The sequence below is a fragment of the Marinomonas mediterranea MMB-1 genome (genome assembly GCF_000192865.1).
GTDB classification, from domain to species: Bacteria; Pseudomonadota; Gammaproteobacteria; order Pseudomonadales; family Marinomonadaceae; genus Marinomonas; species Marinomonas mediterranea.
Genome location: NC_015276.1, coordinates 3,268,523 through 3,294,089, shown reverse-complemented (window position 1 = coordinate 3,294,089; position 25,567 = coordinate 3,268,523). Strand labels below are relative to the sequence as shown.

29 protein-coding genes are annotated in these 25,567 nt (G+C 42.7%); 19 read left to right on the top strand and 10 right to left on the bottom strand.

From position 1 onward, the window contains the following. The first annotated feature begins 17 nt into the window (after nucleotides 1-17). Nucleotides 18-302, top strand: a complete 285-nt coding sequence (locus MARME_RS15090) for a SelT/SelW/SelH family protein (protein WP_013662126.1) — start codon at nucleotides 18-20, stop codon at nucleotides 300-302. A gap of 85 nt (nucleotides 303-387) precedes the next feature. Here the strand turns inward: MARME_RS15090 and MARME_RS15085 are convergent, their stop codons facing one another. Further along, complete coding sequence (locus tag MARME_RS15085) at nucleotides 388-684, bottom strand: YciI family protein (RefSeq protein ID WP_013662125.1); 297 nt, start codon at nucleotides 682-684, stop codon at nucleotides 388-390. Between the two features lie 3 nt (nucleotides 685-687). Next, nucleotides 688-1,224, bottom strand: coding sequence for a septation protein A (locus tag MARME_RS15080; protein ID WP_013662124.1), 537 nt, complete (start codon nucleotides 1,222-1,224; stop codon nucleotides 688-690). A 66-nt stretch (nucleotides 1,225-1,290) separates the two neighbouring features. Between MARME_RS15080 and MARME_RS15075 the strand changes: the two genes are divergently transcribed. The 6 genes from MARME_RS15075 (at nucleotide 1,291) to MARME_RS15050 (ending at nucleotide 6,680) form a co-directional block, all read left to right on the top strand. Further along, nucleotides 1,291-2,145: a PHP domain-containing protein gene (locus MARME_RS15075; protein WP_013662123.1), complete on the top strand. Its 855-nt coding sequence runs from the start codon at nucleotides 1,291-1,293 to the stop codon at nucleotides 2,143-2,145. Nucleotides 2,146-2,256: 111 nt separating this feature from the next. Continuing rightward, nucleotides 2,257-2,877: an L-threonylcarbamoyladenylate synthase gene (locus tag MARME_RS15070; protein WP_013662122.1), complete on the top strand. Its 621-nt coding sequence runs from the start codon at nucleotides 2,257-2,259 to the stop codon at nucleotides 2,875-2,877. A gap of 110 nt (nucleotides 2,878-2,987) precedes the next feature. Further along, nucleotides 2,988-3,884, top strand: a complete 897-nt coding sequence (gene rluB, locus MARME_RS15065; protein WP_013662121.1) for a 23S rRNA pseudouridine(2605) synthase RluB — start codon at nucleotides 2,988-2,990, stop codon at nucleotides 3,882-3,884. Between the two features lie 22 nt (nucleotides 3,885-3,906). Then, nucleotides 3,907-4,368, top strand: coding sequence for a DUF1499 domain-containing protein (locus tag MARME_RS15060; protein WP_013662120.1), 462 nt, complete (start codon nucleotides 3,907-3,909; stop codon nucleotides 4,366-4,368). Nucleotides 4,369-4,410: 42 nt separating this feature from the next. Then, the gene (locus MARME_RS15055) at nucleotides 4,411-5,145 is read left to right on the top strand and encodes a winged helix-turn-helix domain-containing protein (protein ID WP_013662119.1); all 735 of its coding nucleotides are present in this window, start codon (nucleotides 4,411-4,413) and stop codon (nucleotides 5,143-5,145) included. A 5-nt stretch (nucleotides 5,146-5,150) separates the two neighbouring features. After that, the gene (locus MARME_RS15050; protein WP_013662118.1) at nucleotides 5,151-6,680 is read left to right on the top strand and encodes an ATP-binding protein; all 1,530 of its coding nucleotides are present in this window, start codon (nucleotides 5,151-5,153) and stop codon (nucleotides 6,678-6,680) included. Between the two features lie 169 nt (nucleotides 6,681-6,849). Here MARME_RS15050 and MARME_RS15045 read toward each other — a convergent pair whose 3' ends face one another. Together MARME_RS15045 and argF are read right to left on the bottom strand one after the other, a co-directional pair. Continuing rightward, nucleotides 6,850-7,776: a LysR family transcriptional regulator gene (locus MARME_RS15045; RefSeq protein ID WP_013662117.1), complete on the bottom strand. Its 927-nt coding sequence runs from the start codon at nucleotides 7,774-7,776 to the stop codon at nucleotides 6,850-6,852. Nucleotides 7,777-7,921: 145 nt separating this feature from the next. Then, on the bottom strand, nucleotides 7,922-8,827 hold the full coding sequence (gene argF, locus MARME_RS15040; protein ID WP_013662116.1) for an ornithine carbamoyltransferase: 906 nt from the start codon (nucleotides 8,825-8,827) through the stop codon (nucleotides 7,922-7,924). A gap of 221 nt (nucleotides 8,828-9,048) precedes the next feature. Here argF and grxD point away from each other — a divergent pair, with 221 nt between their 5' ends. Continuing rightward, on the top strand, nucleotides 9,049-9,378 hold the full coding sequence (gene grxD / locus MARME_RS15035; RefSeq protein ID WP_013662115.1) for a Grx4 family monothiol glutaredoxin: 330 nt from the start codon (nucleotides 9,049-9,051) through the stop codon (nucleotides 9,376-9,378). An 87-nt stretch (nucleotides 9,379-9,465) separates the two neighbouring features. Beyond that, the gene (locus MARME_RS15030; RefSeq protein WP_013662114.1) at nucleotides 9,466-10,089 is read left to right on the top strand and encodes a peroxiredoxin; all 624 of its coding nucleotides are present in this window, start codon (nucleotides 9,466-9,468) and stop codon (nucleotides 10,087-10,089) included. A 135-nt stretch (nucleotides 10,090-10,224) separates the two neighbouring features. On the opposite strand, the gene MARME_RS15025 is transcribed toward MARME_RS15030, so the two are convergent. The 3 genes from MARME_RS15025 to MARME_RS15015 all read right to left on the bottom strand — a co-directional run bounded on the left by MARME_RS15025 (nucleotide 10,225) and on the right by MARME_RS15015 (nucleotide 13,254). After that, nucleotides 10,225-11,175 carry a LysR family transcriptional regulator gene (locus MARME_RS15025; protein ID WP_013662113.1) on the bottom strand — a complete coding sequence of 317 codons (951 nt, stop codon included), beginning with the start codon at nucleotides 11,173-11,175 and terminating at the stop codon, nucleotides 10,225-10,227. Nucleotides 11,176-11,347: 172 nt separating this feature from the next. Next, entirely contained in the window at nucleotides 11,348-12,226 is an 879-nt protein-coding gene (locus MARME_RS15020; protein WP_013662112.1) for a LysR substrate-binding domain-containing protein, read from the bottom strand. Nucleotides 12,227-12,261: 35 nt separating this feature from the next. Beyond that, a complete protein-coding gene (locus MARME_RS15015) occupies nucleotides 12,262-13,254 on the bottom strand; it encodes a 2-hydroxyacid dehydrogenase (RefSeq protein ID WP_013662111.1) in 993 nt (330 codons plus the stop codon). A gap of 380 nt (nucleotides 13,255-13,634) precedes the next feature. Here MARME_RS15015 and MARME_RS15010 point away from each other — a divergent pair, with 380 nt between their 5' ends. From MARME_RS15010 to MARME_RS15000, 3 genes are all read left to right on the top strand, one after another. Further along, the gene (locus MARME_RS15010; RefSeq protein WP_013662110.1) at nucleotides 13,635-13,844 is read left to right on the top strand and encodes a cold-shock protein; all 210 of its coding nucleotides are present in this window, start codon (nucleotides 13,635-13,637) and stop codon (nucleotides 13,842-13,844) included. Nucleotides 13,845-13,998: 154 nt separating this feature from the next. After that, entirely contained in the window at nucleotides 13,999-14,550 is a 552-nt protein-coding gene (locus MARME_RS15005; protein ID WP_013662109.1) for a DUF2058 domain-containing protein, read from the top strand. Between the two features lie 373 nt (nucleotides 14,551-14,923). Beyond that, complete coding sequence (locus tag MARME_RS15000) at nucleotides 14,924-15,862, top strand: porin (RefSeq protein ID WP_013662108.1); 939 nt, start codon at nucleotides 14,924-14,926, stop codon at nucleotides 15,860-15,862. Between the two features lie 309 nt (nucleotides 15,863-16,171). Here the strand turns inward: MARME_RS15000 and MARME_RS14995 are convergent, their stop codons facing one another. After that, nucleotides 16,172-16,474, bottom strand: a complete 303-nt coding sequence (locus tag MARME_RS14995; RefSeq protein WP_041647946.1) for a hypothetical protein — start codon at nucleotides 16,472-16,474, stop codon at nucleotides 16,172-16,174. A gap of 306 nt (nucleotides 16,475-16,780) precedes the next feature. Here MARME_RS14995 and MARME_RS14990 point away from each other — a divergent pair, with 306 nt between their 5' ends. Together MARME_RS14990 and MARME_RS14985 are read left to right on the top strand one after the other, a co-directional pair. Continuing rightward, nucleotides 16,781-17,443 (top strand): cupin domain-containing protein, encoded by a 663-nt coding sequence (locus MARME_RS14990; RefSeq protein WP_013662106.1) that lies wholly within the window; start codon nucleotides 16,781-16,783, stop codon nucleotides 17,441-17,443. Next, the gene (locus MARME_RS14985; protein ID WP_013662105.1) at nucleotides 17,440-18,144 is read left to right on the top strand and encodes a fumarylacetoacetate hydrolase family protein; all 705 of its coding nucleotides are present in this window, start codon (nucleotides 17,440-17,442) and stop codon (nucleotides 18,142-18,144) included. Before MARME_RS14990 ends, MARME_RS14985 begins: the two co-directional genes overlap by 4 nt. Before the next feature lie 26 nt (nucleotides 18,145-18,170). Here MARME_RS14985 and MARME_RS14980 read toward each other — a convergent pair whose 3' ends face one another. Then, nucleotides 18,171-18,644, bottom strand: a complete 474-nt coding sequence (locus MARME_RS14980) for a DTW domain-containing protein (protein WP_013662104.1) — start codon at nucleotides 18,642-18,644, stop codon at nucleotides 18,171-18,173. A 318-nt stretch (nucleotides 18,645-18,962) separates the two neighbouring features. Here MARME_RS14980 and MARME_RS14975 point away from each other — a divergent pair, with 318 nt between their 5' ends. Both MARME_RS14975 and MARME_RS14970 read left to right on the top strand, forming a co-directional pair. After that, the gene (locus MARME_RS14975; protein ID WP_013662103.1) at nucleotides 18,963-19,175 is read left to right on the top strand and encodes a cold-shock protein; all 213 of its coding nucleotides are present in this window, start codon (nucleotides 18,963-18,965) and stop codon (nucleotides 19,173-19,175) included. A gap of 43 nt (nucleotides 19,176-19,218) precedes the next feature. Further along, nucleotides 19,219-19,908 carry a glutathione S-transferase gene (locus tag MARME_RS14970; protein WP_013662102.1) on the top strand — a complete coding sequence of 230 codons (690 nt, stop codon included), beginning with the start codon at nucleotides 19,219-19,221 and terminating at the stop codon, nucleotides 19,906-19,908. A gap of 48 nt (nucleotides 19,909-19,956) precedes the next feature. Here MARME_RS14970 and MARME_RS14965 read toward each other — a convergent pair whose 3' ends face one another. Further along, complete coding sequence (locus MARME_RS14965; RefSeq protein ID WP_013662101.1) at nucleotides 19,957-20,799, bottom strand: outer membrane protein assembly factor BamD; 843 nt, start codon at nucleotides 20,797-20,799, stop codon at nucleotides 19,957-19,959. A 120-nt stretch (nucleotides 20,800-20,919) separates the two neighbouring features. Between MARME_RS14965 and rluD the strand changes: the two genes are divergently transcribed. The 3 genes from rluD to clpB all read left to right on the top strand — a co-directional run bounded on the left by rluD (nucleotide 20,920) and on the right by clpB (nucleotide 25,493). Further along, nucleotides 20,920-21,903, top strand: coding sequence for a 23S rRNA pseudouridine(1911/1915/1917) synthase RluD (rluD, locus tag MARME_RS14960; protein WP_013662100.1), 984 nt, complete (start codon nucleotides 20,920-20,922; stop codon nucleotides 21,901-21,903). Nucleotides 21,904-21,976: 73 nt separating this feature from the next. After that, nucleotides 21,977-22,717 carry a peptidoglycan editing factor PgeF gene (gene pgeF, locus MARME_RS14955; RefSeq protein WP_013662099.1) on the top strand — a complete coding sequence of 247 codons (741 nt, stop codon included), beginning with the start codon at nucleotides 21,977-21,979 and terminating at the stop codon, nucleotides 22,715-22,717. A gap of 190 nt (nucleotides 22,718-22,907) precedes the next feature. Further along, the gene (gene clpB / locus MARME_RS14950) at nucleotides 22,908-25,493 is read left to right on the top strand and encodes an ATP-dependent chaperone ClpB (RefSeq protein WP_013662098.1); all 2,586 of its coding nucleotides are present in this window, start codon (nucleotides 22,908-22,910) and stop codon (nucleotides 25,491-25,493) included. Nucleotides 25,494-25,567 lie beyond the last annotated feature (74 nt).

The window sequence follows — 25,567 nt, the reverse complement described above, 5'->3', positions numbered from 1 at the left end:
AAGTGAGTTGCGAAACTATGAGAACAGCGGTTGTAGAAATTGAATACTGTACTTTGTGTCGTTGGATGCTGCGAGCAGCATGGCTTGCTCAAGAAGTGTTAACCACCTTTGATGCGGACGTGAAAAGCGTTACTTTGATACCAACTGAAGGCGGAATCTTTAAAATTAGGGTGAATGGGGAAGAAGTGTGGTGTCGTAAAAAGGAAGATGGGTTTCCTGAAGCAAAAGTATTGAAACAGAGAATACGGGACATTATTGACCCTGAAAGAGATCTAGGGCACTCGGATAAAACACATAATTAAAGTCATTATATAAAGATAGAAAAAAGATAGTCGTGCTGCCTTTTTTCTATCTGAGTTTGGGATAAACGTTGAATTTCTATGTGTACTAGAAGACTTGCTTGAACGGTTTTACTTCGACCTTTTCGTAGACGTTAGCCTCTAGATAAGGGTCTTCAGAAGCCCATTTTTTAGCCTCTTCTAAAGAATTAAACTCGGCAACGATAAGGCTGCCAGTGAATCCAGCTTCGCCTGGGTCGTTTGTGTCGATAGCTGGATTAGGGCCTGCAAGGATTAATTTTCCTTTCTCACGCAAATTCTTTAATCGCTCTAAATGTGCAGGGCGTGCAGACTTGCGGCCTTCTAAACTGTTTTTATGATCGTAACAGACAATAGAGTAAAGCATATTCTAGTCCTTATTTTGCATATGGGCAGACAAGTAAATGCCTTGAAGAACGATAAATACTAAGGTCATGCCAAGAAGGCCAAATAGTTTAAAGTCGACCCAAATTTCCTCACTGAAGTTAAATGCCACGTACAAATTTGTTAAGCCTGAAACAATGAAGAAACCGACCCATGCTAGATTTAGTGTGCGCCATACTTTGAAGGGAAGAGAAATTTTATCGCCCATCATACGTTGTATTAGGTTTTTGTTTCCGATGAACTGACTGCCTAAGAATGCAAGAGCAAATAGGCCGTTTACGATCGTTGGCTTCCACTTAATGAAGTCGCCGTCACCCATTAGGACGGTTGCGCCACCGAGTAAAACAACCAAGGCGAGGGATACAATGTGCATCTTCTCTATTTGCTTGTGTTTCCACCAAGTGTAACCAACTTGCAGTATGGTTGCCGGAATAAGAACCGCTGTCGCGATTATGATGTCGTTGGTCATCTTGTAGACGACGAAAAAAACGATAATAGGTAAAAAGTCGAATAGAATTTTCATATTAGAACCAGTTTATGTATGCTCAGGAGATAATAACGGCCTAAAAAGAGAATTAACAGCTTTAAAATGGATCACCTTCGTTATAAAAAAGTCGATTTGCATATGCACTCATTGGCCTCCGACGGCGTTTTTGCTCCCGCAGTTTTAATGCAAAGAGCATACGAGAACGGCGTAGAGGTTGTAGCTTTGACTGACCACGACAGTTTGAATGGCTTGGATGAAGCACGATGCGAAGCCGTTAAATTAGGTATGAAGTTTATTAACGGCGTAGAGCTTTCTGTGCAATGGATGGGGGTGCCTATTCATTTAGTCACATTAGGCTTTGATATGGACAATGATGCGGTCAACACGGTTGTTAATGCTAATCAACAGGTTCGTATTGAGCGAGGCAAAACCATTGCTGCTTTATTAATGAAGCAAGGTTTGCCTGATATATACGAGGAGGCGTTGGAGGAGGCTGGAATCAGTCAATTGGGTCGTCCTCATTTTGCCAAGGTGCTGGTTAAAAAAGGCTTGGTAAAAGATATGAATAAAGCGTTTGATAAACACCTTAATAATAAGCATCTTGGTGGAAAGCTCCGCCAAGTATGGCCTGAACTATCTGATGTTGTTCATCAGCTTAATTCAAGCGATGTATATACGATTGTCGCTCATCCGAAACGTTACCCTTTAACCGTGACTAAATTAAAGCGAATGCTAACCGATTTTAAGGTCGCGGGCGGAAAGGGGATAGAGGTCGTATCTGGCAATGAGAAGCCAGACTCAGTGAGGTTATTGGAGCGGTTATCTCGTGAATATGAGTTTGCTGCTTCTGTCGGCAGCGATTTCCACGGACCGTTTGGTCCATGGACTGAAATCGGCAAGTATACGCCTATTCATGAATCAGAGGTGTCACCGATTTGGTATCGCTGGTTCGCCTGAGGCGTATTAAGAATCCCCTAGGCCTCATAGCTTGGGGTTTTTAGGCTAAAATTTAGCAGTACGTTGATTTAGTTTTTCATGAAAGTAGCGTGTTAACGCGAGGAGAGTTGATTGAGTCAGTTTTTTCAGGTGCACCCCGACAACCCACAAGTGCGTTTAATTAAGCAAGCCGCACAGATTGTACGAGAAGGTGGTGTGATAGCTTATCCTACTGACAGTGGATATTCGCTAGGATGTCACATTGGTGATAAGAAAGCGCTTGAAAGAATTCGAACAATTCGAAGGTTAGATGATAAGCATAATTTTACGCTGGTGGTTCGAGACTTGTCTGAAATCTCGACCTATGCGCGATTTGATAACGTCATGTACCGCCTGTTAAAGCACAATACCCCGGGGCCATATACCTTTATATTTAATGCTACGTCTGAAGTGCCTAGACGCTTAATGCATCCAAAGCGTAAGACAATCGGAATAAGAATTCCTCAAAGCAATATTGTGTCAGCACTTTTGGATGAATTAGGCGAGCCTCTCATGAGTGCATCTTTAATTTTGCCCGGTGAGAGTGATCCAATGATGGATCCATACGATATTCGCGGAACGCTTGAGCATCAACTAGATTTAGTTATTGATGGTGGTTATTGTGGTATGGAACCTACGACGGTTGTGCACATGGACTCGGAAGATATTACTGTCTCTCGAGTGGGAGCGGGAGATCCGTCGCCATTTATGTAAAAAAGCATCCCGATTAGTGATGCCAGATATGCGTTCGACAGGTATAATGTCGCATAATTTTAATTGTAGGTTAATAGGGTTGCTGCGAAGCATTCCCACATGAGGTCGTAATGGACGAAAAATTACAGAAAGTGCTTGCTAGAGCTGGTTTAGGATCTCGAAGAGAGATGGAAAACCGTATACGTGAAGGTCGTGTTGTTGTTAATGGTGAAGTAGCAACATTAGGTGACCGAGTTGGTTTAGAAGATCAAATTGAATTGGATGGTTATCCTGTGTCGGTGAGTGGCGCGGGGCAAAATCGTCGAGTTATTATCTACAATAAACCGGAAGGCGAAGTGTGTACCCGCAAAGACCCCGAAGGTCGCCCTACGGTATTTGATCGATTGCCAAAATTACGTGGTGAACGATGGATCGCGGTTGGTCGTTTGGATATAAATACGTCTGGCTTACTGCTTTTTACTACGGATGGAGAGTTAGCGAATCGTTTAATGCATCCTTCCACTGAAATTGATCGTGAATACCTAGTCCGCGTCATGGGGCAGGTAACAGATGAGCATATAGCGACTTTGAAAAAAGGCGTTTTGCTTGACGATGGTATGGCGAGTTTCTCCGATGTTGTTGATGGTGGCGGTGAAGGTATTAACCATTGGTTTTATGTTTGCCTAATGGAAGGCCGTAATCGTGAGGTTCGTCGACTTTGGGAATCGCAAGGGTTAAAAGTTAACCGCCTTAAGCGTGTGCGTTTTGGTCCAGTATTCTTGCCGTCTAAAGCGAAGGTAGGACGTTGGGTTGAGATGGAAGAGGCCGAAGTAAATGGTCTTTGTGAGCTTGTTGATATTAAGCCAGCTCCAATTAAGCAAAAAACAAAACAGGAACAAGAAGACCTGAAAAGACGACGTGCTAAACAGGTTCCTGGCAAAGCTCGACGTACTAAAGGATTTGATTGGCAAAGCTCTGATAAGCAAGAGTTTAAGCCGAGAAAGCCCGGAAAACGCTCGTTTCGATAGTCTTGTAGTGGAGTAGAATCAAATGGGAATGATACGCTGGATCTTGTTAGCTCTTATGGTGCTTGGTGTCGGATTCTTCGTGTTTGTTGACATTTATAATACGCGCCCAGAAGAGTTGGGTGTGGAAAATGGAAGGTTTGTTCCTTGCCCTACGTCGCCAAACTGTGTGTCCAGCCAGGCGGACGTTAGCGATGCTGTTCATTATGTTGAGCCCATTGTGTATCACGGATCAATGAAAGATGCTCAGCTTAAAATAGAGCAATACTTTTTAGGTGAGGGTAATGCTCATATTGTTGAAAGCCGTTTAGGGTATCTTTATTTAGAAAGTTCTAGCGATATTTTTGGCTTCATTGATGATGTTGAATTCTACTTTCCAGAGGCGGACAGTGTCGTTCATGTACGTTCGGCTTCTCGTGTTGGGTATGATGACCTAAACGTTAATGATGAACGAGTTAGACAAGTTCGAGAACTTCTAGTAAATTGATTTTACTGGTTTAATAAAATTAAAATAGGACGAGGATGGCCCATGAGTGTGGATGATAGTCAATCAATCCTGATTGTTGAAGACGACGAGCGGCTCGCTTCTTTGACGCAAGAGTATTTACAGAAAAACGGATTTAAAGCCGAAATTGAACCTGATGGACGTAATGCTATCTCTCGCATTATCAATGAGCAGCCTTCTTTAGTCGTGTTAGACCTAATGTTGCCTGGTGCGGATGGCTTTACCGTATGCCGCAGTGTTCGTAATGACTATAAAGGTCCTATTTTGATGCTGACAGCACGTAGTGATGATGTCGATCAGATTCTAGGGCTAGAGATTGGTGCAGATGATTATGTATCTAAGCCTGCTAAGCCGAGAGTGTTACTGGCTAGAATTCAATCGTTATTGCGACGTAGTACACAAGATGTCGATCTAAGTAGTTTAGAAAGCAAAGAGGAACAGACGCTAACGTTTGGACCTTTGGTGGTCGATAATTCTCGCCGTGAAGCTTGGTTGGTTGATGAAAGCTCAGAAAAAACTGAGATTGAACTAACCAGTGCTGAGTTTGATTTGCTGTGGTTATTGGCCAGCAACGCTGGCCGTATCCTGAGTCGCGAAGAAATATTCAGTGAGCTACGCGGCATTGAGTATGACGGTCAAGATCGTTCTGTTGATGTTCGTATTTCCCGCATTCGGTCCAAGATTGGAGATGATCCAATTCACCCTCGCCGAATCAAGACGATTCGTAGTAAAGGCTACTTGTTCGTTAAAGAGGTGTAGTAAGTATGCGAGCAGAAGTATGGCGTCTCTATCGTCATTTATTGATCGGTGGAGGTGTCATCATTGCTTGCTGTTACGCGGCAATTGAATTCACGCAACACCAATTTAGTGTCTCAGAATACGAGCAACATTTGTGTGCTGACGCCGAAATTAATGCCGCGGCGCTCCTTCTTATCCCCGGTTATGACCCCTCTGGGAGTCACCTATCTTGGCGGTTTGGCTCAGAGGCAAGCGGCGTATTAGATGCTCAAAAAGTCGTGAACCTGCTTAGTAACGAAAATTGGCTTTATTTATCTGACCATAACTTTAAGCTTTCATTAGTCGATGACAATAAAACCTTGCTCACAGGTGAAAGTATTTCTGAGCATGGTTTTGCCGGTCACTTATTCTCCAGTCAAAATAGCTTCGAAGCGCTCTTAAACTCCTTCCTAAAATTCGACGACAAATTAGCCATACTCGAAAGCTTCCAGTGTATATCTGCGAAGCTGATTGACCGCGTTGATTTTGTACCAGAAGGGCGTCTACTTGGATCGCATGGGTTGGGCTTCGATACGTCTTATATTTGGTCCCCTAAAGATTCAGATAAATCAGTCTTAATTGGCATCGCTAAATCACAAATGGTGTCTTTTACTGTCGTTGTCGTCAGCGTTGTGGCTATGGCGATTGTGGTGATGTTGCTGCTAATCTGGCGAGAGTTAGTAACACTTGAAGTAAAGCGTAAGACGTTTGAGAGCATTACTCGTCAAATAGCCCGAGGTCGAAGCGGTTTGCCGAAAGGGATACCAGACAGCTCAGGTACCTTGAAAGAGCTGGCTTATTCGTTTGATTCTATGTCTTCGCACATTCAGAGGTTGTTGAAAGTGCAGCGAGAAATGATCAACGCTATTTCTCATGAACTTCGTACTCCTATTGCACGCTTACGCTTTGGGTTGGAAGTCGTAAAAGATGAGATTGACGAAAGCGCTCATAACACAATTTCAGCGCTTGAAGACGATGTAGAAGAGTTAAATACATTAGTCGATGAAGTATTAACGTATGGTAAGTTAGAGGAAGGTTCTCTGGCGCTTAATTTTGAGGAAACGAGTATTCGTCAGTTAATTGATGGTATTCTTGAGCACAACCAACCCTTGCTTAAACACCTGAATGTTTCTGTTTTCATTGATGACGACGACGAAGTCATCGCGGATGCTCATCATCTTCATCGCGCACTTCAAAACCTCATTCTGAATGCTTCTAAGTACGCTAACGTTGCGATTTCAATTCGCTTTTCTGCCGATGATTCACGTTGGCAGGTCGACATTGAGGATGACGGTCCAGGGATCGCATTTGAGGATCGAGATAAAGTCTTTATTCCTTTTCAGCGTTTAGATAACTCTCGAACTCGTGCGTCAGGGGGATATGGACTGGGTCTTGCAATAGTGCAGCGAATTGCTTTTTGGCATGGCGGTGCGGTGTTGGTCGATTCCAGTGGCTTGGGTGGCGCTAAATTCAGCTTGATTTGGTCTAAAAATCAACACAGCGAATCGGTGTCTTAGCTTAGGTCTTTGATTTTTTAGAAACGCTTATAGTGACTGAGTGCAGTGCGAAGTCGCTATAAGCGTTTTAATTAAGCGGTCTCTTTTCTCTTTGCTGCGCTAGTCCATTTTTTGAGACAGTCCCTTTGTTGAAGCGTTACGTTATTAACGTAAATGCTAAGTCAGAATACTATAACTCTGGCGACAAGATGCCTCGTAGGTTTTTGAAGCAGGTCTTTTTCGCAGTGGTTACTAGGTCCTCCATATAAGCATTTTCAAGTTGATCTTTTCTTATTGCTAAATAGAGCTTACACCAGACTCCTTCTTCTCCAAGCGACTTAGTAATAACATACTGTCTATTGGTGTATTCGGTTAACGCCCAATTGGGTAGGCAACTGATTCCTCTTCCGCTAGCGACTAGCTGCATCATCATAAGTGTCAGTTCACTATGACGAATTCTTGCTGGTGATATGCCTGCAGGGCCTAGGAAGTGCTTAAATATGTCTAATCTTTCCGTTTCAACAGGATAGGTGATCAAGGTTTCATCGGCTAAGTCTTCAGGCTCTAAGAAGTCTTTTTTTGCCAATGCGTGGTGCCTTGAGAGTGCGACTAGCGATTCATATTGGAAGAGGGGAATGTATTCAATATTTGGTAAATCTTGTGGGTCGGATGTGACAACTAGATCCAAGTCCCCACGAGCTAATGCTGGTAAAGGCATGAAGCTGAATGCCGTTGACAGGTCTAGCTCGACATCAGGCCAATGTTCGCGAAAATGGTCGATGGTTGGCATAAGCCACTCATAACAACTGTGGCATTCTATTGCGATATGCAGTCGACCGCTTTCGCCTTCCGCAAAGCGTTGAATATCTCTCTGAGCGGAACGAAAAGAGACCAACACGTCATCAGCAAGCTGAAGTAGTCTCAGGCCGGCACTGGTAAATCGTACGGGTTTGGTTTTTCGAATGAATAAAGAGCAGCCGAGTTTCTCTTCTAAATCTTTTAGTTGGTGTGATAGGGCGGACTGAGTTAAATGTACGCGTTCCGCGGCTTCTACTAGGCTTCCTGTTTCCCGAAGTGCAGTTAGAGTTTTTAGGTGCCTAACTTCAATTATGCTCATATGGGTCTGTTTTCGTGAGTTTGTTTGAATTTGAGTCTATGTTTAACGCTGTATTGGAGAGCACAGTGGTCGTGTAAAAGTCTCAATGTATTAAAAGAAAAAAAGCCCGATAGACCAAGGCCTAACGGGCTTTTAGGTGATTCTGTTACTTACAAATCAAAAATTCAAGTAATGCTTTTTGAGCATGCAGTCTGTTTTCCGCTTCATCCCATACGACAGAGTCTGGATGATCTATAACACCAGCGGTGACTTCTTCACCACGGTGAGCAGGAAGACAATGCATGAAGAGTGCGTCGTCATGTGCTAAGGACATCAGTTCTTCATTGACTTGAAAACCATCAAAGTCCTTTTCTCGCTGCGCTTGCTCTTCTTCTTGACCCATGGAAGCAAATACGTCAGTAACGACTAAGTCTGAATCTTTCACTGCAGCTTTGGCATCATTTGTAATAGTAACAAACGCTTTGTTTGCAGTGACCAATTCGGCATTTGGCTCATAGCCTGTTGGACAAGCTACGACAAGATGAAAGTTTAAAATGGCTGCTGCATTTATATAAGAATGGCACATGTTGTTACCATCACCAACCCAAACGACTTTTTTGCCTTCAATGCTGCCTCGGTGTTCTTCGTAAGTTTGCATGTCTGCAAGTAGCTGGCAGGGGTGAAAGTCATCTGTTAACGCATTGATAACGGGAACAGAGGAGTTTTGAGCGAAAACTTCAACTTTATCATGTTCGAATGTGCGAATCATAACGGCATCTACCATACTGGAGATAACCTTTGCACTGTCTTCGATTGGTTCACCTCGCCCCAGCTGTGTATCGCGTGGTGATAGAAAGAGGGCATGTCCGCCGAATTGAGCCATACCGGATTCAAAGGAAACACGTGTGCGGGTCGATGACTTCTCAAAGATCATTGCTAAGACACGATTTTTTAACGGCTCATAGATGACGCCTTCTCGTTGCATTTTCTTTAGTTCAATTGCTCGAGAAATAAGCTGTTTAAATTCTTCGGTCGTAAGGTCTTTAAGGGTCAAAAAATGCCTTGGCGCCACTGCCTGTTACTCCTGTGAATAAGTGTTGTTTAAAGGGGAAATCGGACAATTTAATACAGACTTTTGGCAGAGTAAAGTATAAGTCGTGAAAACCCTATAAAACTTGGGGTTGTAATTTAGTAGTAAGACCCAATAAACTTCCGCATGAGTAGCACTTTGTAGATAAGAAAAAGTTGGCAGAGTGAAGAAAAAATTTTGATAATCGACGAGGTTTTCGCATCGTGAGTAACACAATTGAAACCATAAAAGAGCAGATTGAGAGTAACGATATTCTTCTATATATGAAGGGAACGCCTCGTATGCCGCAGTGTGGCTTTTCTTCTCAAGCCGTTCAAGCACTAATGTCTTGTGGTGAGCGTTTTGCATTCGTTAATATTTTAGAGAACCCAGATATTCGCGCTGAGTTGCCAAAATACGCAAACTGGCCGACTTTTCCGCAGTTGTGGATTAAGGGTGAGTTGGTTGGTGGTTGCGATATTATTGTCGAAATGGCCCAAAATGGTGAACTTGAGCCAATGGTTAAAGACGCCGTTTCTGACGCAGAAGAGTAATGAGATCGGGCTGACTGTAGTTAGCCCTTCATGTAAGTCGTAATGTGAATTTTAAATAACAGAGTATAAATAAGGGGATTTTATACCATGTCTATTCTAGTAGGTAAGAAAGCACCAAACTTTACCGCACCAGCAGTATTGGCTGACGGTCAGATTGTTGACAACTTTAATTTGTCTGAAACGATCAAAGGAAAATACGCAGTTGTATTTTTCTACCCGCTTGATTTCACTTTTGTATGTCCTTCTGAAATTATTGCGATGTCAAACCGCATGGAGCAATTCCGTTCTATGGGTGTTGAAGTGATTGGTATCTCTATTGATTCACACTTCACGCACAATGCTTGGAGAAATACGCCCGTTGAAGAAGGTGGTATCGGTGCAGTTGAATATACACTTGCTGGCGATATGAACCATGCTATTGCTCAAGCATATGGCATTGAGTCTGAAGGTGGTGATTCATATTACCCTGCTGGTGTCGCTATGCGTGCATCGTTTGTTATCGACCAAAAAGGCATCGTTCGTTCTCAAATAGTAAATGACGAACCTATTGGCCGTAATATGGATGAGCTTGTTCGTATTGTTGATGCGCTTCAGTTCTTCGAAGAAAATGGTCAAGTGTGCCCTGCTGGCTGGAATAAAGGTGACAAAGGTATGGTAAACACTCCTGATGGTGTTGCTTCTTACCTTAAAGACAGCAGCGAATCTCTGTAATTCGCTAACAGCTGATTTTGCATTGAAAGACCGCCCTTTTTTGTAGGGCGATTTAAAAACGCGCTATCTCTAAGGAGATGAGCGCGTTTTTTACGTCTAGTTGTTTTGTTATGAGCCTTGTCTTAACTATAAGCGCTAGCGACTTTGCGCTTTGAGTTCGTTAGCAACTGCAATGACTTGCTTTCGGAACCATATGTGGCTGGCGTCGTGATGTAAAAGAGGGCTCCAAATCATCTTAAGTTCGATGGGAGGGATGGTAAAAGGAGGCTCTAATATGACGAGATCAGGGTTGTTACGATTTACCATGGCAACCTTTCTTGGCAGAGTTGCTATGAGGTCTTGCTCCATGGCGAGATGCATCGCCGTATGATAGCTGCGAGTGAAAACTCGAATGCTGCGCTTTTTACCTTGCGCTTGAAGCGCTTCATCTACCCAGCCTAACTTCTGTACATCCGTTGGATCCATACCAACTCCAACCCCAAATCCGGTTTTACTAACCCAAATATGTTGGGCTTCAAGGTAGGTTTCTAAATTGAAGTTTTGAGCGATCGGATTATTGCTCGCCATCATACACACGAACGTGTCGTGCCAAACGCTTTTTTCGTGGAAGGATTGAGGCAGCTCTTCGAAGCGGTTTATTGCCATATCAATCTTACCAGCTTCGACATCATGAAAAGTCACATCGGACGGCGTCATTATGTCTAGCGTAATACCTGGTGCTTTTTCCCGAAGAAAGTTTAATAACCTTGGGATAACGGTAGACGCTGCGTAATCACTTGCCATGATCCGATAAACGCGTGTTGACGTTTTTTCGTTAAAGTCGGCTTCGGGTTGCAATGCTTCTTCGAGCTCTAGTAAGACTTTACGCACAATAGGCTGAAGGCGTAGCGCCTTTTCTGTTGGTTTCATGCCTTCGCTTGTGCGGACGAGCAGAGGATCTCCCATTAAATCTCGCAGACGTTTTAAGCCGTTACTCATAGCGGGTTGAGTAATATTAAGCTGATTGGCTGAGCGCGTTACATTGCATTCTCTCAATAGGACGTCTAAATAAATGAGAAGATTTAGATCAATTTTTTTTATATTCATTTTGATGATGTTTTGGGTGGTGTGAATAGAATTGGTGAATCTATTTTAGAGATATGTAGGGAAAGTACAAGAGCCCAAGCGATATCGCTTGGGCTCTGATTATAGTTCATCGATATCGTCATGGGCGTCAATTAACATGATTTTCTTGAAGTGCATTATTTTATTTGAAAGGCTACTCTGCCGAAAGCAATTTGCACTGATCGATAAATCGTTCTGCGTTTTGAGTCAGGGCTGTATTTCTTGGGGTAACAATTAAAAGGTTGCGGTTCAATTCTAATGGTGTTTTATAGAGCTGAATTAGGCCCGCTTCTAATTCTTGAGACACGGCTAGTTTAGATAAGCAACCTAAGCCCATTTTATGTATAACGGCTTGTTTAACCGCCTCCATATGGTTCAGAGACAGTGTTACATTTAAGTTTGGGATAGAGGCGCCCATTGCTTGCTCAAGAATATTTCTTGTTCCCGATCCTGCTTCGCGCATAACCCAATTAGCGTCTCTTAAATCATCCCAAGAAAGTGATGTGGGGCTGTCTTCTTTGGCGGAACCAAAGACAACTAATTCATCTTTTAGCCATATTGATGTCGCGAGTTCAGCGTGTTGACAGTAACCTTCGATAAAGCCGACTTCTGCTTTCCCGGTAAGCAGTTGCTGAATCACTTCTTGCGTATTCCCAATATCAAGGTCAAAGCGAATATTCGGATGTGCCTCTTTGAACAATGCCATTTGCTTGGGCATTAAATAGTTCCCTACACTTACGCTCGACGCAATGTGTAAGGAGCCACTTAATTCGTCAGACTCTCCCATGCTTTCAATTTGTTCAATCTGGCTTAGAACGGCCCTTGCTTGAGGTAGTAAGCTTCTTGCTTGAGCAGTGATCTGCAAACGCTTCCCATGCCGTCTGAAAAGCGGGCGTCCCAGTAGTGTCTCTAACTCTCTAAGTGCCTGGCTCGCAGCGGGCTGGCTAATGGCGACAAGTTCTGCTGCAGCCGTAACGGAACCTGTGTGAACGACAGCTTCGAATATTTGGAGTTGGCGCAGGGTGATTCTCATAATTCTCACAAATAATTGATTAAGGTATGAGAATTCTAAAGTGTGTGGTCAGGGATTGGCACTCCATTTTTAAAACTAATTAAATTATTGAGCGTGGTTTCTGCGATATGTTGCAATGCAATGTCGGTAAAATAGCCTTGATGGCCCGTAACAATAACGTTTGGAAAGGTTAAAAGAAGCTGAAATACGCTGTCGTATACAATGTGATCTGACATGTCTTCAAAGAAAATATTGCCTTCTTGCTCGTAAACATCCAGTCCTAAGTACCCTATTTTTCCAGTATAGATATTGTCTATTGCTTCTTGAGCGTTCACCAACGCGCCTCTGCTCGTATTGATGATCATAATGCCGTCTTTCATTTCCTTTAGTGTTCTTTCGTTTATAAGGTGATGTGTCGAGGCATTTAGTGGGCAGTGTAAGCTAATAATATCTGCTTTACGGTAGATGTCATGTAAGTCCGTATATTCACACCCCATTTCAATCAGTTGATCGTTTGGAGAAATGTCATAACAGAGGACATGGCAACCAAACCCTTTCATAATCCGACAGAACGCTTGACCAATTCGACCTGTTCCTATGCAGGCGACGGTTTTTCCTTCTAGGTTAAAGCCCAGCAACCCTTCGAGTGCAAAATTATTGTCTTTCACTCTATTATAGGCGCGATGAGTTTTTCGATTGAGTGCCAAAATCAATGCCACGGCATGTTCGGCGACAGACGTTGGGCTATAATCGGGAACGTGGAAGACTGAAATGCCATTGGCTCTTGCAGATACTAAATCTACGTTATTGTATCCAGCACATCTTAGTGCGATGCATTTAATATTAAGCGCAGCAAGTTCCAATATAACGTCGCGGTTTAAGTCGTCGTTTACGAAACAGGAAACACCGTCAAACCCTTTGGCGAGAGTCATGGTTTCTAAGCTTAATCGACTTTCAAAAAAATGAAATTCGATCCCGCTTTCAGATTCAGCAACGTTCTCGAGAGTTCGCTTGTCGTAGGGTTTGCATGAGAAAACCGCGATCTTCATTTGTATCACCTTGTTCTATCGCCTTGTAGGAGGTGTTCTCAGGAATGAGAATCATCACTTTCACTATAGACGCGAATATTTTTCAACCCAATTCAAAATGACAAAAGCTTTGACCTTGAACAAGGTTTCAAAGGGAAAAATGTTTATATGAAAGAAAATAGGGTGAATAATGTCTAAATGTTCGTTGACCGCCGTTAACAAAGCGTTCTACAATCATATTGTTTAAAAGAGTTGGAAATATTTATGTCCAGAGTTACAGCGCTGCAAGTGTTGACCTGTTCAGTCATAAGTAATACCGAGTTTTTTTAGCACTTCCCTCGTGCTGGCTTTACTTAAGGTTGGCTGAGAAAAAATGAACATTAAACATACAGGAAAGCACTATGTCTAACGTAGTAACTGGTACAGTTAAATTCTTCAACGAAACTAAAGGTTTCGGTTTCATCACTCAAGAACAAGGTCCAGACGTGTTTGTACACTTTTCTGCGATCAACGTTTCTGGCTTCAAAACTCTTGCTGAAGGCCAAAAAGTTCAGTTTGAAGTTGCTGATGGCAAAAAAGGTCCAGAAGCTCAAAACGTAACGCCTCTTTAATATTTAAAGCGCGTACAATGAGTGTAAAAAAGGCAGCTTTGGCTGCCTTTTTGCGTTTCTAGCGATTCATAAAATATAATTGCCTCCTTTTTGCGATTTTATAAAACCTCTTAATCGCAGCCTCCTTAATTTAGAGACACAGAGAGAAAACGACATGGCGGGTAAGTCACTTCAAGAGCAACTATTAGGCGCTGGTATCGTCGATAAAAAGAAAGCTAAGAAAATCAAAGCCGAAAAGTTGCAAAATAAACAAAAAGCAAAAAAAGGTCAGTTAGATACACAAGAGGAAGAGGCTCGTAAGCGTGCGCTTCAGCGTCAAAAAGAAGAAAAAGTGGAAAAAGATAAGCAGCTGAACCTAGAGCGACAGAAAGAGCTGGAGAAAAAAGCGATTGCCGGTCAAATTCGCCAAATGATCATAAACAATAAGGTCGACAAACAGGATGGTGATGTCGCATATAACTTCACCGATAATAAGGTCGTGAAGAAGATGTATTTGAGCGATGCAATGCACAAAGAACTTTCTGAAGGCAAATTGTCTCTTTTAGTTCTTGAGGGCGAGTACCTGCTCGCACCTGCTGCAATAGGTGAAAAGATAGCGGAAAAAGATGATTCTTATATATTGGTTTTAAATACGAAATCAGAAGAAGCCTTAGATGAAGATGACCCTTACGCTGAGTTTGTAATTCCTGATGATTTAATGTGGTAGATATATTCACTTTCTAGAACATATTTTAAAAAGGAAGCATTGAGGCTTCCTTTTTTTGTGCGCTAAAAAGGCGTAGTCATATCTAAATTAGGATAATAAGTGTGGCGTAGTGGAAATAAATCGATTTATCTGATGTTTATTTAAGTGATTGATATTAAAAGAAAATGAGAATTTTCTGGGTTTTATTGTGCACCTTCAGTTTAAGTTAATGCAATATTTCAATAAAAGTGCATTACCGCAGGATAAGATGTGCAAAGACTCTGCCTTGTGTTGATCAGTAATGTCTGTTTCGAGGATTATTCACCCGTTGAGTGCAATTAAATAACAAAGTTTGCATATTGAACGCGTAATAATTTCATAAAGGAAACGAAGAATGAAAAAATCAATCATTGCTCTTGCTGTCTCAGGTGCAGCGCTTGCGTCTGCTTCCGCATTTGCCGCAGACGAAGTTACTTTTACTCCATACGGTAACATTCAGTTAGTTTATGCTGACTCCGATGCTAACCATTCTGAGATTAAAGATAATGGTTCAACTTTCGGTTTCAAAGGCGAAACAAAAGTTAAAGATGATCTAACAGCATTCTTCAAGTATGAGCTGGAAGCTGATGCGGATGAGAAAACAAATGACATCGCAGTGAATCTTGATCAAGCGTATTTGGGTGTAAAGGGGTCAATGGGTAAAGTTCAAGTAGGTACATTTGATAGTATCTACAACAATGCTATTCAAGATGGCGTTGATCAACTTGAGTATATTGGTATTAGTGGTGCTGCGACTACTGCTGAAGGCGACACAATCGCTTACTTCTCGCCATCTATGAGTGGTTTTGAAGTACAGCTTTCTGCTCAAGTGAAAGGGAAAGCGGATGATGATGTACAGGCAGCGGAAACAGCTACGGTAAAAGCAGGTACAACAGAAGACGGTACAGCTTTGACGTTTGTTGCAAAGTACTCAGTTGATGCGTTGACAGTGGCGTTTGGTTACGACTCGCTAGATAACGTTAACGGTGCTGAAGAGACTATGGGTTTATCAGCTGAGTACAAGTTAAACGAAGCCTTGTCTCTTCGTGCTAAGTACGAAGAAAACGATGATGTAGATAGCCGCTTTGGTCTAGGTGCTCGCTATGCTTACGGAACGGGCGACGTTTATGGGTCATACCAAAATGTAGATCCAGATAGTGGTAACTCATACGATGAGTACGCTATCGGCGCAACTTACAATGTTGCTTCTACTATGTATGTATACGCTGAGCTTGGTCAAGTAGAAGCTAGCGAAGATGATGTAACAGCGCTGGGTGCTACTTACGTCTTCTAATTTTTCTTTTTGTTAACTTGTGTTTTAGATAATAAACGCTTGTTTACTCTAGAGCTCTAATGGCCGCATCTTTGTCTACATAGAGCTCTATGTTAAGCCTCGCAATTTCTCTCACTGAACATGAATTTGTGTGAAGATCATTCAAGGTTCCATAATCTTCAAATTGTTTGTAGATCTATTGGAGCTTTTTTAGGTGCATGCTTTTAGCATGCACCTTTTTTTATGTTCTTTGTGTGGGCTACCAGATTAACCGTCAGAACGTCTAATGGTAAAACCCCTACACCTTGGCGACAAGTATGAGTTAGCTTACTATTTAAACTCGCTGTCAATGAATGCCTTCTTTTGTTCGTAAAATAAGCCTATGGCTTCCTTATCAATAAAGTCTTTCATCGTTTGTTGCCTGCTCATGGCCTTTTCTTCCTGCGCTTTCGAGAAAGCATCTCGTAAGCTGTAATACAGCTCCTCTCTTAGCTCCATGTCAAAAAGGCTGTTGTTAGGCCATTCGTCTTTATCTGTCGAGCTAAATAGATGTTGAAGAACTTGTACTAATTCGTCGTCTTTGGGTAAACATTGCTCTTCGTTGTACTGAAGAGTCGATTTTTCTGCGTTCATGCATGATGTCTTTATGTCAAAGAACGCTCTGTTGCAGCAGTAGGACATATAAAATCTTCGTATCTATTGTTAGTTTGTTTTTTTTGAAAGCAAATTGGATACCAATAATAAAAACTGCCTATAAGTTAAGGGCTTATAACAAATAAGGTTGTTTCCTCGTTGTTTGTATCTAATAAGACTGACCAAATAGTTCACAATGGCGTTAAAAAGGTGCAATGTTTTGCCTATTTTTTATACAGGTGTTTTAATAAATGGATGATATATCGGGAAATAAACCATTTTTAAACGCTGTAGTGGAGTTGGCCCATGTTTAATATGAATTTTGCAGAAAGTATTATCGTCGATACTGCGAATTTGGAGTGGCAGCAGAGCCCCATGGCTGGTGTAGATCGTAAACCTTTGGCCAGAGAGCAAGCCGAGCGTGGTCATGCTACAAGTATAGTCCGCTACGCGGCTGGCTCCGTCTTTAGACCGCACCCCCATCCTCTCGGGGAGGAAATTCTCGTATTGTCTGGCATATTTAGTGATGAGATGGGCGAGTTTCCTGCTGGCACTTATTTTCGAAACCCTCCCGGGACCAGTCATGCACCTCATAGTGCCTCTGGTTGTGTTCTTTTCGTTAAATTACATCAATTTCTTGAGCATGATTTGAATCAAATTGAGGTGTCGGTTGAAGCAATACGACATCCTAATTGGAGAGGAGTGCAGCACCTTTATGAATTTGAAGGGGAGAATGTGTTTGTGTGCTCGCTGAACGCTAATGAGGCGTTACCTCATGTTATAAAGAGCTCAGAGCCTATTGAGCTATTTATAATTGAAGGGCAATGCGAATACGATAGTGTGTCAATGGGAAAGCACAGTTGGCTTCGCACTCCTTATTTCAATAAAGGGGCTTTTAATATCACGTCTCCCGTAATATTCTGGGTGAAACAAGGGCATTTTTCAGTCGATTTTACGAGCAATCTATGAGTAATAATTACCTATTTGAGCCGCAACCACATAACTGTTTACCTATCTTAAATTCTGACAAGTTGTTTCCTATTAATCGAGTCTATTGTGTTGGACGAAACTATGCTGAACATGCAAGAGAGATGGGAGACGACCCTGATCGCGATCCACCATTCTTTTTTTGTAAGGATCGTACCTGTGTGTTTCCTGTTCCTTTTTCCGAGACCAGAGATCTGATTTACCCTTCAGTGACCGAGCGACTTGAGTATGAAGTTGAGTTGGTGGTGGCACTAAAATCGGGTGGAGAAAATCTTAGTAGGGAGCAGGCAATAGAGTCTATTTTAGGGTACTCGGTAGGGCTTGATATGACGCGCCGAGATTTACAAACGAAAGCTAAGAAAAAAGGGCGTCCCTGGGAAGAAGGAAAGGCGTTCGATTATAGTGCTCCGATGTCTCCCATTTGTCTTAAATCCGACACCCTTCTGAAGGAAGATGAAAAAATAAGCTTACAGGTGAATGGTGATATTAAGCAGCTTAGCTCACTGGATCATTTAACTTGGTCAGTAACCGAAGTGATCATGAAACTATCTGAAAGCTTCCTATTAAAACCGGGTGATTTAATTATGACGGGGACACCTGAGAATGTCGGTGCAGTTGTTGTTGGAGATCAAATAACAGCGAGCATTGAGGGTTTAGGTGAGATCGTTTTGAATGTGGTCTAAAGGCAATATCTAAGGAAACTATAAGTCTAGTTTATGAGGTTGTTGAAACGTTCAAATGCCATCTCAAGTTTTTGAGCGTCATTCAATTCAGAGCGTTGTTTCAATAAGTGCATGATGACTTCAGCGGTGCATAAACCTCCTTCTACTTGATTTCGTCTGCGTTTAAACCGACTTTGCACGCCCTCTATTGTATAGTGTTTGAAATGTTTTAAGTAGGGTGATTGGTTGTACATCTTTTTAGCTTGTTGCCAAGTGCCGTCCAAAATCACGATGTTTTTATAATCTTGCAAACAAAGTTCGGTTCCCTGTTCCGTATGGTCTGCCTGTTTGGGGTAAATCAGTAGCGTATTTTTCAAAGGCAGTTGAGTGATCTTTGGTGACGGAAATTTTCTTTCCCATATGATTTGTTCGCAACGTAGTGTCAATGTGGAGACAGAAAGGTTCCCTGAACTGTTATCTTTTTTTAACTCTTCGGAGTGTGTGAGTAACCAAAATTTCATATCGTATGGAGTTCGCTTTTCTGTTTATTTAAGAAAATCAATTTCTTGCAAAGAGTATCGCATTTTACCTTTTGTTGTTATTTTATTTATTAAATCGGCATTTATTTCCTTTTAACTAGTTACGATTTTTTACAAACTAGCTTGATATGTGCTTTTAATTTTATTTTTATGGGCATATTATCGAATTGTTACTGTTTAAAATTGGATTGATCCGAGTTTGCAATAACTAAAAAAGGAAAAGTGAACGTAGATATTTGCGGATCGCTCAGAATAAAACGCTACTTAAGATGAGTAGTTATAAAGATATAAGAGGTTGGTATGTCAGGTCAGTTAGTTTCCGGTATCGTTAAATGGTTTAACGACGAGAAAGGATTTGGTTTCATCGAGCGCGAAGGCGGTCCAGACGTTTTTGTTCATTTCAGAGCAATCAACGGTACCGGTCGACGTTCTCTGCAAGAAGGTCAAAAAGTGACTTTCGAAGTGACTCAGGGTCAAAAAGGTCCACAAGCAGAAAACGTGACAGTCGTTTAATTGTTTTCTATTATGAAAAAACCACGCATTGCGTGGTTTTTTTATGCCTAACAAAATAGATTACTGCATGCCATTACCGATTTTATATTCCTTTCGTCGTTGCCCCTATGCTATCCGTGCTCGTTACATTCTGACTTTGCTAGACGTGCCTGTACAGCTACGAGAAGTTGTGCTCAAAGACAAACCAAACGCATTACTTGAATTAGGTGGGCGTACAACCGTTCCTCAGATGGTGTTAAGTGATGGAGGTCGCTTAGAAGAAAGCTTGGATATTATTCATTATGCGCTTCAGCACACGGGTAAGGATAGTGTTGACGAATTATGGCCATCTACACCTTTAAAACGAATTAAAATCAACACATGGGTGAGTTATAACGATACTCGATTTAAATATTGGTTGGACCGATATAAATATTCAGATCGACATGATGAGTCAGAGTCCTTTTATCGAGCCAAAGCTGAAGTCTTCATTAAGCGTCTTGAGAAGCGACTTAGTCACCAGGCGTTCGTTCTATCGACTGCATCGCCAACGATCGCGGATGTGTGTTTATTCCCATTTATAAGGCAGTTTGTGGGGGTGGATACAAAGTGGTTTGAAACGAGCGAATATGCAAACGTGAGGCGTTGGTTGAATTGGTTTTTAGAAAGTACAGAATTTAAAGCGGTGATGACTAAATTTGAAAAGTGGCAGCCTGAGCAGGACGTTGTTCTTTTTCCTGCACAGGCTAAGTAGGGCTAGAAACCAATTTGGCTGGTTTTCAGTAATCGACTTGTTGCGCCTCTAATCTATCGCACCGAGGCTGACCCAATATAAAAAGTCTGGATCCGCGTCTTTTGGTAGCTCAAACGGAATGAATTTTCCTTCAGCATCAATATATTTTGAGTTCGGGTAGTTCTTTGTTAACACGCCTAAGTTGGTTTTTGCAAGTTCGTATTGTTCCATGTTCAAATAAGCCTGTATCGTTACCGCAATTGCCTCTTCAACGGAATTGGAGCTTGGATAGTGTTGAATGACTTCTTGAGCACGTCGCAAGGCGGAAATGGGGGCGTGTCGTTTAAAGTAGTAGTGAGCAACCTGTAATTCATGATCTGCTACCGTATTTCTCAAATAGATCATCCTTGCTTTCGCATCCACCGCATAGGGGCTTTTAGGGAAGCGCGCCAAGAAATCTGCGAACTCGCCAAATGCCTTTTCAAATTCATGGGCATCCCTTTCGGCTGGGTTCAAGTCCAGGTAACGACCTAAGAAGGTTTCTGCGCCTTTATAGGTAGACAAGCCGCGCATGTAGTAAGCGTAATCAAGCGCATCTGAATCTAGGTGATTGCGTATAAAGCGTTCAGCTGTTGCATGAGAGGCGATATAATCACCGCTTTCATATTGTGCGTATATAAGGTCTAGTTCTGCACGTGTGCTAAAGTCACCAAATGGGTAGCGAGCAGTCAAGTCTTTTAGGTGTTTTACTGCCGTAGCAGGTAAACCGTTATCGAGCGCCTCTTGCGCTTTGTCGTAATATTCTTGTTCTGGTAAGTCTGGCTCTCTTACTGTTTGGTTAGAACAAGCACTTAAAATCGAGTAAAAAGTCACGATTACCAACATTCGTGGCAACGTACGAAGAAATCCCATGTATAATCACTACCTTAGTTAATAACTCTGCCATCTAATGAAACATTTGAAGGGCAAGTTGTTTAGAATCCACGATTTTCGCAATGCGGCAATCGAAACATTGAAAGAAAGTAATATTGTATGGCAGAGCGCATAGTAAAAGAAGCCCAAGTGCCGTTTGAATCTTCCGGTCAACGCTTTGACCAGATTACGACGGAATTGTTCCAAGATTTTTCACGATCCAGAATTCAGGCATGGATAAAAGAGGGAGCGCTGCTTGTTGATGGTAAAGCGTGTAAAGCAAAAGAGAAGCTGCTTGGTGGAGAGGTCGTCTCTCTTGATGTCGCTCTTGAGGAGCAAGAAGCTCACGAAGCGCAAGATATTCCGATCGACATAGTTTATGAAGATGAGCATATTTTAGTCATTAATAAGCCTGCCGGACTGGTTGTTCATCCTGCTGTTGGTCACCGTGAAGGGACACTTTTAAATGCAATTCTACATCACGCGCCAGAAACGGCTCACGTACCTCGTGCAGGCATTGTTCATCGTCTTGATAAAGAAACCACTGGGTTGATGGTGGTTGCGAAGACACTGCAAGCTCAGACCGATTTAGTGGCACAGTTACAAGAGCGTAGTATGGGTCGTGAATATGAAGCGATTACTATCGGCGTGATGACGGGGGGAGGTATGGTGGATGAGCCAATAGGCCGTCACCCAACAAACCGCCAACGAATGGCAGTCGAGCCTATTCATGGTAAAGATGCGTTGACGCATTATCGACTGTTAAAACGGTTTAAAAACCATACTCATATTCGTTTGAAGCTCGAAACGGGTCGTACGCATCAAATACGAGTGCATATGTCACACATTCAATATCCTTTATTGGGTGATCCTCAGTATTCAGGCCGGTTGAAAATGCCTAAGGCATGTGGAGAAGAGTTGCAAATCACGCTACGTAACTTCCGACGTCAGGCGTTGCATGCAAAACGACTGGAGTTGAATCATCCGTTTACCGGTGATTGGATGGAATGGGAAGTAGACTTACCTGACGACATGGCTGAGTTACTAGAGGTGTTAGACCGCGATATGGTGGAGTCTGGTAGTAAGGATTCAGAATACTTCTAATCACTAGAGCATGATAATAAGGGTGACGTATGTCACCCTTATTTGTATCTAATGCCCTTACAAGGTTAATGAGATGACTGCAAAAGCGAAAGTAATCGAGGCAAGTTGGCCAGTACCTAAGCATGTGCGGGCGTTCACCACGACTCGGCAAGGGGGAGTGAGTGAGCAGCCTTATTCAGGGTTTAATTTAGGAGCGCACGTTGGGGACAGTGCTGATTTTGTAGCGAAAAATAGAGCCAAACTTGTAGAACAGTTTAGTATTCCAAATCCTATTGTTTGGTTAAATCAGACTCATAGCACATCTGTCGCTGTTCTACCTAACGACATACCGCATGAGGCTGATGCTTCTGTGGCATCGTCGCCAGTTCAAGTTTGTGCTGTGTTGACGGCAGATTGTCTTCCTGTCGTATTAACTAATGTGTCTGGTACTAGAGTGGCGGTCGTGCATGCTGGCTGGCGTGGATTGTGCCAAGGTGTCATTGAGGAAACACTGTCTCAGTTTTCTCAAGAAGAGCAAGTTATCGCTTGGTTGGGGCCTGCAATTGGTCCAAACGCGTTTGAAGTTGGTGAAGAGGTTAGAGTTGCATTCATCCAGAAAATGCAATCTGCTGAACGTGCTTTTAAGCCCTCTATAAATGCCGGAAAGTGGTTTGGTAATTTATATGAGCTCGCTAAGCAGCGTCTTAATACTTGTGGTGTTTTTGATGTGTATGGCGGAGATCACTGCACGTTTTCTGAGGAAGATTTGTTTTATTCCTATAGACGCGATGGTGTAACTGGCCGCATGGCAACATTAGTATGGATGGAGCGGTAGAAGTCTCCGTTCATTCATATTGAGCCCGTTAGAAGAGGCTGTAAAAGGAAATATAGGTTGATGGTCTCAAAATATGATGACTGTCAAAAAAATGACACTTCTGTATTGAAATCCTACTATCCCATACCTATTAAGTAATTAAACATATCGCTTACTACAGAATATTAGCTATTTAGCTTGGAGGTCAGACATGCGAATTGATCGACTTACTAGCAAGTTGCAGCTTGCATTATCAGATGCGCAGTCCGTCGCGCTCGGTCAAGATCATGGTTATATTGAATCCGTTCACTTGATGATCGCAATGCTTGATCAGCAGGGCGGAAGTACTCGTCCCATTCTTCAGCAGTCTGGGGTTCAGGTAAACAAGTTTCGTGAGACGTTAAATGAGATATTGACACGCCAGCCAACGGTTAAAGACCACGATGGCAACGTTCAAATGTCCCCTGAGTTGGGGCGGTTGCTTAACCTAGCCGATAAAGAGGGACAAAAACGCAAAGATCAATTTATCTCTTCAGAGTTGATCTTACTTGCCATGTTTGATGGCAAAGATGATCTAGCGAAGTTGCTAAAAGCGACAGGAGTCACGAAAGGTGATATTGCGGCGACGATTGATCATGTGCGTGGAGGTGACGCCGTTAATGACGCAAATGCAGAAGAAAGTCGTCAGGCATTGGACAAGTACACCGTTGATTTGACTGAGCGTGCGGCAGAAGGGCGTTTGGACCCCGTTATCGGACGAGACGATGAGATTCGCCGAACCGTGCAGGTGTTGCAGCGTAGACGCAAAAATAACCCCGTATTAATTGGTGAGCCAGGAGTCGGTAAAACAGCCATTGTGGAAGGGCTTGCTCAGCGAATTATTAATGGAGAAGTGCCGGAAGGGCTAAAGAATAAGCGTGTTTTATCGTTGGATATGGGGGCCTTGATTGCTGGAGCAAAATATCGAGGAGAGTTTGAAGAGCGCCTCAAGGCGGTTTTAAACGAGCTTGCGAAGCAAGAAGGGCAGATTATCCTGTTCATTGATGAAATTCATACAATGGTAGGAGCGGGTAAGAGTGAAGGCTCAATGGACGCTGGAAACATGCTGAAACCTGCGTTAGCGCGTGGTGAATTGCATTGTGTCGGTGCGACTACCTTAGACGAGTATCGACAGTTTATTGAAAAAGATGCTGCTCTAGAGCGACGCTTTCAAAAAGTGTTAGTGGAAGAGCCTACTGTGCTGGATTCTATTGCGATCTTGCGTGGTCTAAAAGAGCGTTATGAGGTGCATCATGGTGTCGATATTACTGATCCAGCGATCATTGCTGCAGCTAAACTCTCTCATCGTTACATCACCGATAGACAGTTACCAGATAAAGCCATCGACTTGATCGACGAAGCTGCGAGTCGAATACGAATGGAGATGGATTCTAAGCCTGAAAATTTAGACCGGTTAGAGCGTCGCCTTATTCAGTTGAAGATAGAGAAAGAAGCACTTAAAAAAGAGACAGACAGGTCGTCGAAACAGCGGTTAAAAGAGCTGGAAAGCGAAATAGAGCGTTTGCAGAAAGAGTACTCAGACCTTGAGGAGATTTGGAATGCAGAGAAAGCTCAGGTTCAAGGTGCGCAAAAGCTAAAAGAGGAATTGGAGCAGGTTAAGCAAGAAATGGAAGAGGCTCGCCGCCAAGGGAATCTAGCAAAAATGTCGGAGCTGCAATACGGAGTAATTCCGATGTTGGAAGCAGAAATTGAGAAGGCGACATTGGCTGAAGAAGGAGAGCAAGAAACGCAGCTATTGAAAAACCGTGTTACAGAGGAAGAGATTGCGACTGTTGTCTCGCGCTGGACGGGTATTCCTGTTGATAAGATGCTTGAAGGTGAGCGTGAAAAATTGCTGAGAATGGAGGATGTATTGCATGAATCCGTGATTGGGCAAGATGAAGCCGTTAACGCTGTTTCAAACGCGGTTAGGCGATCACGCTCTGGTCTTGCGGACCCTAAGCGTCCCAACGGCTCATTTCTATTTTTAGGGCCAACCGGTGTGGGTAAAACTGAACTCTGTAAATCGCTTGCGAAATTTTTGTTTGATACTGAGCAGGCAATGGTGCGTGTCGACATGTCTGAGTTTATGGAGAAGCACTCTGTTGCGCGCCTGATTGGTGCTCCTCCAGGCTATGTTGGATATGAAGAGGGGGGGTACTTGACTGAGGCGGTAAGAAGGCGCCCTTATTCCGTACTGCTGCTCGATGAAATTGAAAAGGCGCATCCTGATGTATTTAATATTCTCCTTCAAGTTCTAGATGACGGCCGATTAACTGATGGTCAGGGCCGGACGGTAGACTTTAGAAATACGGTGGTTGTCATGACCTCAAATCTAGGCTCAGATTTGATACAAGAGTATCAAACGGACGATCAATACGAAGAGATTAAATCAAAGGTGCTTGACGTTGTTGGTACTCAGTTTAGGCCGGAATTTATTAACCGAATCGATGAAACAGTTGTGTTCCACCCGTTGAGAAAAGAGCAGATAGCGGGCATCGCTAAAATTCAACTGTCTCACCTGAATGAGCGCTTAGAAGAAATGGGAATGGCGCTAACACTATCGGATTCGGCTATGTCTCAGTTGGCTGAGGTAGGCTATGATCCAGTGTATGGTGCTCGGCCTCTGAAACGAGCAATACAGCAATGGATAGAAAACCCGTTAGCAAATGAGCTTCTATCGGGCACATTTGTCAGTGGAGACCATATTCGAGTGGAAACCAATGGTGGTGAAATGTCCTTTGTTAATATGACGTAAATGCGCGCAGTATTCATGCTAAAGACTTAGTGTGTTGTATTTGATTCATAAAAAACCTCATACGTGTTTGCGTG

What these genes read in the sequence shown, in the direction of transcription:
- MARME_RS15090 (WP_013662126.1), top strand. Translation starts at nt 18, where the DNA reads ATGAGAACAGCGGTTGTAGAAATTGAATACTGTACTTTGTGTCGTTGG.
- MARME_RS15085 (WP_013662125.1), bottom strand. Translation starts at nt 684, where the DNA reads ATGCTTTACTCTATTGTCTGTTACGATCATAAAAACAGTTTAGAAGGC.
- MARME_RS15080 (WP_013662124.1), bottom strand. Translation starts at nt 1,224, where the DNA reads ATGAAAATTCTATTCGACTTTTTACCTATTATCGTTTTTTTCGTCGTC.
- MARME_RS15075 (WP_013662123.1), top strand. Translation starts at nt 1,291, where the DNA reads ATGGATCACCTTCGTTATAAAAAAGTCGATTTGCATATGCACTCATTG.
- rluB (WP_013662121.1), top strand. Translation starts at nt 2,988, where the DNA reads ATGGACGAAAAATTACAGAAAGTGCTTGCTAGAGCTGGTTTAGGATCT.
- MARME_RS15060 (WP_013662120.1), top strand. Translation starts at nt 3,907, where the DNA reads ATGGGAATGATACGCTGGATCTTGTTAGCTCTTATGGTGCTTGGTGTC.
- MARME_RS15055 (WP_013662119.1), top strand. Translation starts at nt 4,411, where the DNA reads ATGAGTGTGGATGATAGTCAATCAATCCTGATTGTTGAAGACGACGAG.
- MARME_RS15050 (WP_013662118.1), top strand. Translation starts at nt 5,151, where the DNA reads ATGCGAGCAGAAGTATGGCGTCTCTATCGTCATTTATTGATCGGTGGA.
- MARME_RS15045 (WP_013662117.1), bottom strand. Translation starts at nt 7,776, where the DNA reads ATGAGCATAATTGAAGTTAGGCACCTAAAAACTCTAACTGCACTTCGG.
- MARME_RS15030 (WP_013662114.1), top strand. Translation starts at nt 9,466, where the DNA reads ATGTCTATTCTAGTAGGTAAGAAAGCACCAAACTTTACCGCACCAGCA.
- MARME_RS15025 (WP_013662113.1), bottom strand. Translation starts at nt 11,175, where the DNA reads ATGAATATAAAAAAAATTGATCTAAATCTTCTCATTTATTTAGACGTC.
- MARME_RS15020 (WP_013662112.1), bottom strand. Translation starts at nt 12,226, where the DNA reads ATGAGAATCACCCTGCGCCAACTCCAAATATTCGAAGCTGTCGTTCAC.
- MARME_RS15015 (WP_013662111.1), bottom strand. Translation starts at nt 13,254, where the DNA reads ATGAAGATCGCGGTTTTCTCATGCAAACCCTACGACAAGCGAACTCTC.
- MARME_RS15010 (WP_013662110.1), top strand. Translation starts at nt 13,635, where the DNA reads ATGTCTAACGTAGTAACTGGTACAGTTAAATTCTTCAACGAAACTAAA.
- MARME_RS15005 (WP_013662109.1), top strand. Translation starts at nt 13,999, where the DNA reads ATGGCGGGTAAGTCACTTCAAGAGCAACTATTAGGCGCTGGTATCGTC.
- MARME_RS15000 (WP_013662108.1), top strand. Translation starts at nt 14,924, where the DNA reads ATGAAAAAATCAATCATTGCTCTTGCTGTCTCAGGTGCAGCGCTTGCG.
- MARME_RS14995 (WP_041647946.1), bottom strand. Translation starts at nt 16,474, where the DNA reads ATGAACGCAGAAAAATCGACTCTTCAGTACAACGAAGAGCAATGTTTA.
- MARME_RS14990 (WP_013662106.1), top strand. Translation starts at nt 16,781, where the DNA reads ATGTTTAATATGAATTTTGCAGAAAGTATTATCGTCGATACTGCGAAT.
- MARME_RS14985 (WP_013662105.1), top strand. Translation starts at nt 17,440, where the DNA reads ATGAGTAATAATTACCTATTTGAGCCGCAACCACATAACTGTTTACCT.
- MARME_RS14980 (WP_013662104.1), bottom strand. Translation starts at nt 18,644, where the DNA reads ATGAAATTTTGGTTACTCACACACTCCGAAGAGTTAAAAAAAGATAAC.
- MARME_RS14975 (WP_013662103.1), top strand. Translation starts at nt 18,963, where the DNA reads ATGTCAGGTCAGTTAGTTTCCGGTATCGTTAAATGGTTTAACGACGAG.
- MARME_RS14970 (WP_013662102.1), top strand. Translation starts at nt 19,219, where the DNA reads ATGCCTAACAAAATAGATTACTGCATGCCATTACCGATTTTATATTCC.
- MARME_RS14965 (WP_013662101.1), bottom strand. Translation starts at nt 20,799, where the DNA reads ATGGGATTTCTTCGTACGTTGCCACGAATGTTGGTAATCGTGACTTTT.
- rluD (WP_013662100.1), top strand. Translation starts at nt 20,920, where the DNA reads ATGGCAGAGCGCATAGTAAAAGAAGCCCAAGTGCCGTTTGAATCTTCC.
- pgeF (WP_013662099.1), top strand. Translation starts at nt 21,977, where the DNA reads ATGACTGCAAAAGCGAAAGTAATCGAGGCAAGTTGGCCAGTACCTAAG.
- clpB (WP_013662098.1), top strand. Translation starts at nt 22,908, where the DNA reads ATGCGAATTGATCGACTTACTAGCAAGTTGCAGCTTGCATTATCAGAT.